6 protein-coding genes are annotated in these 9,595 nt (G+C 47.5%); 5 read left to right on the plus strand and 1 reads right to left on the minus strand.

From position 1 onward, the window contains the following. Window positions 1-83: 83 nt before the first annotated feature. A complete protein-coding gene (locus RJ47_RS14370) occupies window positions 84-608 on the plus strand; it encodes an NADPH-dependent FMN reductase (protein ID WP_039484589.1) in 525 nt (174 codons plus the stop codon). A 65-nt stretch (window positions 609-673) separates the two neighbouring features. Here the strand turns inward: RJ47_RS14370 and mnmC are convergent, their stop codons facing one another. Then, complete coding sequence (gene mnmC / locus RJ47_RS14375) at window positions 674-2,692, minus strand: bifunctional tRNA (5-methylaminomethyl-2-thiouridine)(34)-methyltransferase MnmD/FAD-dependent 5-carboxymethylaminomethyl-2-thiouridine(34) oxidoreductase MnmC (protein ID WP_039484592.1); 2,019 nt, start codon at window positions 2,690-2,692, stop codon at window positions 674-676. Between the two features lie 128 nt (window positions 2,693-2,820). Here mnmC and fabB point away from each other — a divergent pair, with 128 nt between their 5' ends. From fabB to RJ47_RS14395, 4 genes are all read left to right on the plus strand, one after another. Further along, entirely contained in the window at window positions 2,821-4,032 is a 1,212-nt protein-coding gene (fabB, locus tag RJ47_RS14380; RefSeq protein WP_039484595.1) for a beta-ketoacyl-ACP synthase I, read from the plus strand. 248 nt (window positions 4,033-4,280) lie between these two features. Beyond that, window positions 4,281-5,414, plus strand: coding sequence for a 4-phosphoerythronate dehydrogenase (locus RJ47_RS14385; protein WP_039484598.1), 1,134 nt, complete (start codon window positions 4,281-4,283; stop codon window positions 5,412-5,414). Further along, complete coding sequence (locus RJ47_RS14390) at window positions 5,411-6,424, plus strand: aspartate-semialdehyde dehydrogenase (RefSeq protein WP_039484599.1); 1,014 nt, start codon at window positions 5,411-5,413, stop codon at window positions 6,422-6,424. Before RJ47_RS14385 ends, RJ47_RS14390 begins: the two co-directional genes overlap by 4 nt. A 203-nt stretch (window positions 6,425-6,627) precedes the next feature. After that, window positions 6,628-9,595, plus strand: a 2,968-nt coding sequence (locus RJ47_RS14395) for a FimV/HubP family polar landmark protein (protein WP_331415749.1), incomplete at its 3' end; no start/stop codon positions are given.

Raw genomic sequence — 9,595 nt, forward strand, 5'->3', positions numbered from 1 at the left:
CAACCCCTTTCTATTTTTGCGCTTGTTGGTCATTCGTTCGCTCGATAATCTAGTCACACAAACCAAGAGACAGGATAGACATCATGAGAATCGTAGCATTTGGCGCATCAACCAGTTCAACTTCAATCAACAAAGCACTAGCAACCTATGCTGCTCAACAAGTAGAAGGCGCAGAAGTTCAAGTTCTCGACATCAATAATTATGATGTCCCTATGTTTAGCGAAGACAAAGAGAAAGAAATTGGCCAAGCAGAGGGTGCGCAGCAGTTTTTGGCAGATTTAGCTGAAGCGGACGCAATTGTCGTTTCATACGCCGAGCACAATGGTTACTACCCAGCGGCGTACAAAAACTTGTTTGACTGGGCTAGCCGTATCGATCGCAGTGTGTTCCAAAACAAACCAGTGGTGTACTTAGCGACCTCTCCAGGTCCTGGTGGCGCGCAAACGGTATTGGCCGCGGCAGTCGCTTCAGCTCCTTATTTTGGTGCAGACGTGAAAGCGTCGGTTTCCGTACCAAGCTTCTACGACAACTTCGACTTTGAAACGGGTAGCATCAACAATCCAGAGATTGCAGCCGAGATAAAACAAGCGGTAAGTCGGCTGGCGTAAACATCTCTATTAGTAATGAAAAGGAACGCTAGGTGCGTTCCTTTCTGGTTTCCGATAGCTGGGAATTACAGCTCGGTAATGGCTTTGCCTTTTTTCAGCTTTCGCACCCACATTCGACTTGGGTGCAACTGCTCCAATACATCGACAGGCAAGGGAAGCGGGTCGCCACAGATCTGCGAAGCCAACGTTTCAGCCATTAACGGTGCTGAGCTCAATCCGCGTGAGCCTAACCCAAGTATGCAGAACAAGTTGTCGTATTGAGGAACGGGTTCAATGTGATCGTCGCGTTTTTGGTTTAAATCCTGATACGCATCCAAGATTTGTTCGAACTGGCCAACGTTGCCAACAAACGGTAAGTGATCACGACTGACGCAGCGAATACCTTGGCGCGATTGGTTGCTGGTGGTATCGACCTCTTGTGGCCAAGTTTGGTTTGGAATGCAGTGACGAAGCTTGTCGCCGTTTTCCTGTTGAGCGACAGGATCAAATTGGTTGTCTAAATTTGAACGATCATAGCTCGCGCCAATGCAGTGGTGCCCGTTATTGGGATTCACCGGCGTCATATACCCGTCGTAGCACAATACCGTTTTCAGATTCTTTAGAGCATCCGTGGTTGGTATATGGCTGACTTGGCCTTTGACTTGCCCTAGCGGCACTTTGGCAGTTTGCATCAGTTCGTTAAATTGATGGCCATTAGCAATCACTACTGTGTCGTGTTTGAAGGTGCGGTCTCCCGACACAACATTCCAAACTTGCGTTTCTTCGTCCCACTCTAAAGAGTCGACCTTGCAATCAAAATGCGCAGTGAACTGATCGGTCTGCGATAAATGGGAGAAAAGCCCTTGGGTTAGTTGTAATGGGCACAACCACCCTGCGAGCGGGTAGTGAACGCTCGACATATCAACAGGCAATCCAATCACTTCACTGGTTTGCTCAGGGGAGAGTTTATGGATCAGTTGGGCGTCAAAATTGCCTTCGAGCATCTTATCGAGTTTTTTGCTTGATGATTCGTCCCACATCAACTGTGTGACGCCGCACCAATCATGGTCAAAATCAATGTGCTCTGCAGCTTGCTCTACGAACTGACGTGCAAAAAGAAAACCAGGCGCAAAAACGCGAGAAACGCCACTGTGTGAGCCATTCAGTAATGGATAAACGGCACCTTGTCGATTGCCCGATGCCCCTTGTGCAGGCTCCTCATCTTGGCAGTACAGAGTGACAGATTTACCACGGCGAATCAGCGTTGTGGCGAGGGTCGCGCTGGCGATGCCACCACCAATAATAGCAATCGATTCGGCTTTATTACTCTGGCTACGAGCAAACCAAGGCTTGATGTTGCTGTTTTTCACTCGTTGGACCAACGTACCCGCAATCATTTCTCGCTTAGTGCCAAAACCTTTGACCTTTTTCATCTCGAAACCGGCTTCGATCAATCCTCGGCGTACGAAACCAGCGGCGGTGAACGTCGCGCAGCTACAATCCTCTTTGGCTAAGCTTGCCATGCCGTTAAATAGATCTTGGTTCCACATCTCAGGGTTTTTGCTTGGCGCAAAGCCATCAAGGAACCAAGCATCAATGATGCCGTTCTCTGTAACTGGAACTTTGGGCATGCAGTCTTTGATATCACCAAACCACAAATCAAGGGTGATCGCGCCATCTTCAAGCACGATACGGTGACATTCAGGGACTGCGATAGGATAGTGCTGCTGAAGTTTCTGAGCGAACTCTGCAAGTTCTGGCCACGCTTCGTGCGCTTTGATGAGATCGGCTTTACTAAGGGGGTACTTCTCAAAACTGATAAAATGCAGCTCTTTTAGTGGAGCTTGCGGGTTTTGCTGCCTAAATTGATTGAACCATTGCCAAACAGCCAGAAAATTAAGCCCAGTACCAAAACCTGTTTCACCAATCACAAAGCGTTGTTGGTCAAATTCTTGCCAACGTTGTGGCAGATGATTTTGCTGTAAAAACACGTAACGAGTTTCTTCTAACCCATTGACGTTAGAAAAATAGACATCGTCAAACTGGTCAGAAACGGGGGTGCCAGCGTCATTCCAGCCAAGTTGTGCATTGGTAATCGAGGTCATAGCGTCTGATTTTTTGTGATAAAGGCAATAAAGTTGGTGCGATTGTACGGATTTATGGGAAAGCTGACCACTTTTCCGGGGTAACTTAGTTATTATCTAGCGGATTTTAGAATTATAGGAATGTCATAATGAAACGTGTCGTAATCACCGGTATGGGTATTGTTTCAAGTATCGGTAACAACGTCGAAGAAGTTTTAGCGTCTCTACAAGAAGGTAAATCTGGTATTACTGCCTCTGAGCAGTTCAAAGAGCAAGGTCTTCGTTCTCAAGTTTGGGGTGATCTAAAAATCAATCCTGCTGAGCACATTGATCGCAAACAGATGCGCTTTATGGGTGATGCGGCTGCGTATGCATACCTATCCATGCAGCAAGCAATCGAAGATGCTGGCCTGTCTGAAGAGCAAGTATCAAACGAACGTACAGGTATCGTTGCAGGCTCTGGTGGTGCTTCTGCGCTAAACCAAGCACTGGCAGTAGATACAATGCGTGCGAAAGGCGTGAAACGTGTAGGTCCTTACATGGTACCTCGTACAATGTCTTCGACCGTTTCTGCTTGTTTAGCAACTCCATTTAAAATCCGTGGCGTTAACTACTCAATGAGCTCTGCGTGTGCAACGTCTGCTCACTGTATTGGTCACGCAATGGAGCTTATCCAACTTGGTAAGCAAGACATCGTATTCGCAGGTGGTGGTGAAGAGCTAGATTGGTCTCAAACCATGATGTTTGATGCGATGGGTGCACTGTCGACTAAGTACAACGAAACGCCTGAGAAAGCCTCTCGTACGTACGATGCAAACCGTGATGGTTTCGTTATCTCTGGTGGCGGCGGCATGCTAGTGGTTGAAGAACTTGAGCACGCATTGGCTCGCGGCGCGAAAATCTATGGTGAGATCGTGGGTTACGGCGCGACTTCTGATGGCTACGACATGGTAGCGCCATCAGGTGAAGGTGCGGTGCGTTGTATGAAGATGGCAATGCAAGATGTTGACGGTATCGACTACATCAACACTCACGGCACTTCAACGCCGGTTGGCGACGTGAAAGAGCTTGGTGCTATTCAAGAGCTATTCGGTGAGAGCAGCCCTGCAATTTCAGCAACAAAAGCAATGACAGGTCACGCACTAGGTGCGGCTGGCGTGCATGAAGCAATTTACTCAACACTGATGCTAGACAACAATTTCGTTGCACCAAGTATCAATGTCGAGAATCTAGACGAAGCTGCTCAAGGTCTTGATATCGTGACAGAAAAACGCGATGTAGAATTGACCACAGTAATGTCTAACAGTTTTGGTTTTGGTGGTACTAACGCTACTCTAGTTATCAAGAAGTACCAAGGCTAACTGAACTTGCTGAGTTATCTCGGCAATCCAGTTTCCAGAGCTGACTGGTCCTTTTGTTAGTACTGGTCGAACAGACGCAGACTCTGACCCATGGAGAGCGGGTCAGGATCCTTTTGTTCTGGAACTTTGCCCGGCTTAATGCCGGGCATTTTTCTTTCTGCTCAACAATCACCTCGACACCGTGAGTGCTTTTCTGCACAATCAAATAAATTTTTTACATTTCACATGAAAGTCGCGCATTTAAAGTCATGAAAATCCTTATCGATGAAAATATGCCTTACGCCGAGCAGCTTTTTAGTCAGCTTGGTGAGGTAGCCCTAAAGCCTGGTCGAACACTTACCGCTGACGATCTGATCGATGTCGACGCATTGATGATTCGTTCAGTCACTAAAGTTAACGCAGAGCTCATTTCTAAAGCCAATAAACTGAAGTTTGTTGGTACCGCAACCGCTGGTATGGATCACGTTGACCAAGCTTTGCTGACAGAAAAAGGCATCTTTTTTACGGCTGCGCCTGGCTGCAATAAAGTTGGTGTTGCCGAATACGCGTTTAGCGTGATGATGGTATTGGCTCAGCAACACGGTTTCTCTGTGTTTGATAAAACCATTGGCATCATTGGTGCGGGACAAGTCGGAAGCTACTTGCAGCAATGCCTTGAAGGTATCGGTTTAAATGTATTGATAAACGATCCGCCTAAACAGGCAGCGGGCGACCCACGTGAATTCACAGAGCTTGATACCCTGTTGAAGCAAGCTGACATCATCACACTGCACACTCCGATCACTCGTGATGGAAAGTACCCAACTCACCACATTCTTGATGCCAAGCGTTTAGAGCAAATGCGTGGTGATCAGATTTTGATCAATGCGGCACGTGGTCCTGTGGTTGATAACGCTGCGTTGAAAGCGCGTTTACAGCGAAATGATGGCTTTATTGCAGCGCTGGATGTATTTGAATTCGAGCCAGAGGTTGATATGGAGCTTCTCCCTCTGCTAGCATTCGCAACCCCTCATGTAGCAGGTTATGGCCTTGAAGGGAAAGCTCGCGGTACGACGATGATCTTTAATAGCTACTGCGAGTTCTTAAACAACGAATTACATGCGCATGCCAGTGATTTGCTGCCAACCGCGCCTGTTCCTACCATGGTATTGGACAGAGCATGGGATGAAGCAACGCTGCACAACATCACGCAGTTAATCTATGATGTGCGCAAAGATGACGCCTTGTTCCGTCGAGAAATCAGTAAGCTAGGTTCGTTTGACCTGATGCGTAAAAATTACTGGGATCGTCGAGAGTACAGCGCGGTCACGCTAGTCGGTGATGAGTCATGTAACTTAGCACCACTGGCTAAATTAGGTTTTCAGGTTGAGGTAAGTCAATGAGCCAACAGTATAATGTTGCCGTTTTAGGTGCGACCGGTGCGGTCGGTGAAACAATTTTGGAAGTGCTGCAAGAGCGCAAATTCCCTGTCGGTGAGATCTTTCTTCTAGCCAGTGAACGTAGCGAAGGCAAGACCTACCGCTTTAATGGTAAGACAGTTCGCGTACAAAACGTAGAAGAGTTTGATTGGTCTCAAGCGCACATTGCCCTATTCTCTGCAGGCGGTGAGCTATCTGCAAAATGGGCGCCAATTGCTGCAGACGAAGGCGTGATCGTGATCGATAACACCTCGCAGTTCCGCTACGAGTACGATATCCCGCTTGTTGTTCCAGAAGTGAACCCAGAAGCGATCGCTGAGTTTCGTAACCGCAATATCATTGCTAACCCGAACTGCTCAACCATCCAAATGCTGGTGGCACTAAAACCAATTCATGATGCAGTAGGTATTGAGCGAATCAACGTGTCGACATATCAATCTGTTTCTGGTGCTGGCAAAGCGGGTATTGATGAGCTTGCAGGACAAACAGCAAAACTGTTGAACGGTATGCCGGCAGAAAACAATCAGTTCTCTCAACAGATTGCATTCAACTGTATTCCACAAATCGATCAGTTCATGGAGAACGGTTACACCCGTGAAGAGATGAAAATGGTGTGGGAGACGCAAAAAATCTTCAACGATCCGGCTATCACAGTGAACCCAACGTGCGTTCGCGTGCCGGTTTTCTACGGTCATGCAGAAGCCATTCACCTAGAAACCTGTGCTCCGATTGATGCGCAAGAAGTGATCAATTTGCTAGAAAACACCGAAGGTGTGGAAGTATTCCAAGGAGAAGATTTCCCAACGCAAGTACGTGATGCAGGTGGTAAAGACCATGTGATGGTTGGTCGTATTCGCAACGACATCAGTCACCACAGCGGAGTTAACTTGTGGGTGGTAGCGGACAATGTTCGAAAAGGCGCAGCAACGAACGCAGTACAAATTGCTGAAGTGCTAATTCGCGATTACTACTAAACTCGGTACTGACATGATTGTCAAAGCCTCACCATTGTGTGAGGCTTTTTTAATCGATTAAAGAAAAATTGTGTGAGATTACTGCGATTATCGCTTTAGCCACACATTTTTTGGTTCTATATCTATAGTTTTGCCCGCTTTATCCGATATATTTAACAGATCACTGTATATTTAAATTAATTGAGCACATAGCTGAGCCTTATATGCGTCGACTTCTACAGCGTCTACTATTGCCACTCGCAATGGTTGCCGTGACTCAAACATCTATCGTAAGCGCAGAGAGTATCCGCCTAAAGGGACCGAATGGCGAGATCCAATCGTCTCCTCAATTCTCTGAGTCTGTATCTAATGGCCTGCGCAGTGCAGAGCCTTCTCTTTTCTATGGCCCAACAACAGGGCAAGAAACCTTATGGGGAATTGCTACTCAACTGCGCCCTAATACGTCTGTTTCAATTCAACAAACGCTTTATTCCATTTTCCAACTTAACCCTCAAGCGTTCGACAACCAGAACATCCATGAACTCATACCAGGCAGCACACTGCGTGTTCCATCACTAGCGCAGATTCAAGGCGTTTCCACTCAGCAAGCCGTTAATGTTATGGCGGCGCACAAAGCTCGATTAGAGCAAGTTACTCCAAATTCAACGCCAACGGCGGCTCAACCGAGTGCACCTAAAGCTCCAGTTGCTGAGGCTAGCACCTCTACTCAACCAAAGACTGACGCCGTTGTTGAGACAAAGCCTGAAACGCCACTTGAGCAAATTGCTCAGCAGGAAAAGACTGCGCAGGTCAATACGCTAGAGCGCCAACTAGAAAGCTCCGAAGGCGAGCTAATGGCGCTAGAAGAAAAGAACCACAAGCTTCGATTAATGCTAGCGCAGGTTCAGTCTGAAGTTGACGTGCTTAAAGACGAGCTCGGTGATGAAGAACGCATCCGTAACGAAGTCGAAAAACTGCTAGAAGCAGAGAGAATGCGTGTTGCGGAAGAGCAAAAAATGGCGCCTTCGTCTCTCGATAAATTCTTCTCCAACACTTGGTTGGTAGCTGCGCTCGCAATCATTCCTGGGCTACTTATCGGCTTGTTAGTAGTTATGCTACTTGGCCGTCGTAATAAGCAAGATGAGAGTGCGCCAGAGGCTCAGCAAGAAACTCCGCAACCTCAAACTGTTGCTCCGGTTGCCGCGGAAACGATGAATGAAGACATCGATGATGATTTGTTACTCGATGACGATCTGTTCGGCGACTCAAATGACGATGAAGCCTTGTTTGGTGATGAAGGTGAATTAGGTAAGTCGGACGAAGATGATGTCTTTGCTGATTTGGACGATAGCGATTTAGATTTCAACCTAGAAGGCGAGGACGGCGATGACCCATTCGCGGGTATCGGTGACGATGGGGATCTAGATGAATCCCTCACTGATGGTGATATGGGCTCTAGCGGCATCAGTGTCAACAGTGACGACAAAGCGCTCGGTCTAGAAGAGATGGAGCGTGCGCTGGACGAAGTCGTGATCGATGATGGAGGCGACGAAGGTTTCGATCTCTCTGATGAAGGCGACATGTCGCAAGAAGCGCTCGACTCATTGCTTGCGGAAGACGGTGAGTCGGAAGAGCTTGATGGCGGCAGTCTTGACCAATCAATGTTGGATGATCTGTTCAGTGAGATCGAAGATGACGGCAATGAAAGTCTAGATTTCGATAATTTGCTAGATGAAGGGGACGACTTCGATCTTAGTGATGAAGACGAAACATCGCTAGAAGAGCCGAGTTTGGCCTCCGATAGTGAGATCGATGATATTTTCGCTCAGATGGAAGCTCAGGCTGACTTAGAAACACTTGAAGCCAATTCAATCGATGAAACGGCTCTCCTCGATGAGATGCTTGAGGAAGAGACCACTGCGATTGATGAAAATAGCACGGATCTTCTTGATGAGTTGCTGGCGGATAACGTTGAAGAGCCAGAACAACAAGCTTCAGAGTTGGAAGGTGAAGACCTCTTTGACGAACTGATTGGCCTCAATGACGACGAATCGGCCATTGACACTGAAAGCACCGACCTGCTGGATGAGTTAGTTGATGAGTCTGAAGAGAGTGACGAGTTTAATCTTGATAGCGAGTTAGATGAGCTTATTGGCGCCGATGCTGTCAGTGAAGAGTCGAGCTCGCTTGATGATAGTACAGATTTACTTGACGAACTTTTTGACAGTGCAGATGAAGAAGAGTCGTTAGGTGATGAAGGAACCGATCTATTTGAAGAGTTGCTTGAGATTGAAAAGCAGAATCTACAAGACGATGCGCAACCTGAGCCTGAAGCCGACATCACCGAAGCGAGTCAACCACAAGAGTTGGAAGAGCAACCTCTGGCTGAAGAGGTTCCTGCAGAGCAGGATCAAGAGTTAAGTGCTGAAGACAACTTATTAGATAACGAACAACTTGAACCTGAGGCAAGTGATGAATCACTTGATGAGTCAGATATTGCCAGTTTATTAGATGAAACTGCGCAGATTGACTCTGAAGCTGATTCTGAGAATAGCCTCGAGCCGTTGAATGAAGAGCCACAAACGCTAGAGACCTCTGCAGACTTCTCTAGCCAAGACTTTATGGATGACATGTTGAGTGTTGCCCCTGAAGCCGACCCTCTTCTGGATGAGCTCGACCTCGATGACCTTGTTGACACGCAACCAAGCTCTGAACTAGATGACATTTCCGTTGATTTGTCGGATGACGTACAAACACTTGCAGAGCCAGAGCCAGAGCCAGAGCCAGAGCCAGAGCCAGAGCCAGAGCCAGAGCCAGAAGATGAAGAAGATGAAGAAGATGATTGGCTAACGGCGGCGATAGAAGAAGTTGAAAGCCCAGACGTTGACACCATCGAACAAGCATTAGCAAACGATGACGAATTGATCATCGATGAGTTAGCCAATGAGCAACAAGATGTCGACGTATCATCAAGCAACGATGAGGACGACGATTGGCTGACCGCTGCGATTGATGAAGTTGAATCCCCTCAGGATACCGAACCAAGCCTTGAGCAGGAAGACGACTTGCACAAGGGGCTAGATGAGCCTCTGCCTGTTAGCGGCGAAGAAAACATTGCTGTAGAGCAAGAAGATACACTTGCACAACAAGAGCAAGCACAGGCACCATCTAAAGAGACTCCAGAGACTCCAG

Source organism: Vibrio sinaloensis (assembly GCF_000808535.1).
GTDB classification, from domain to species: Bacteria; Pseudomonadota; Gammaproteobacteria; order Enterobacterales; family Vibrionaceae; genus Vibrio; species Vibrio sinaloensis_D.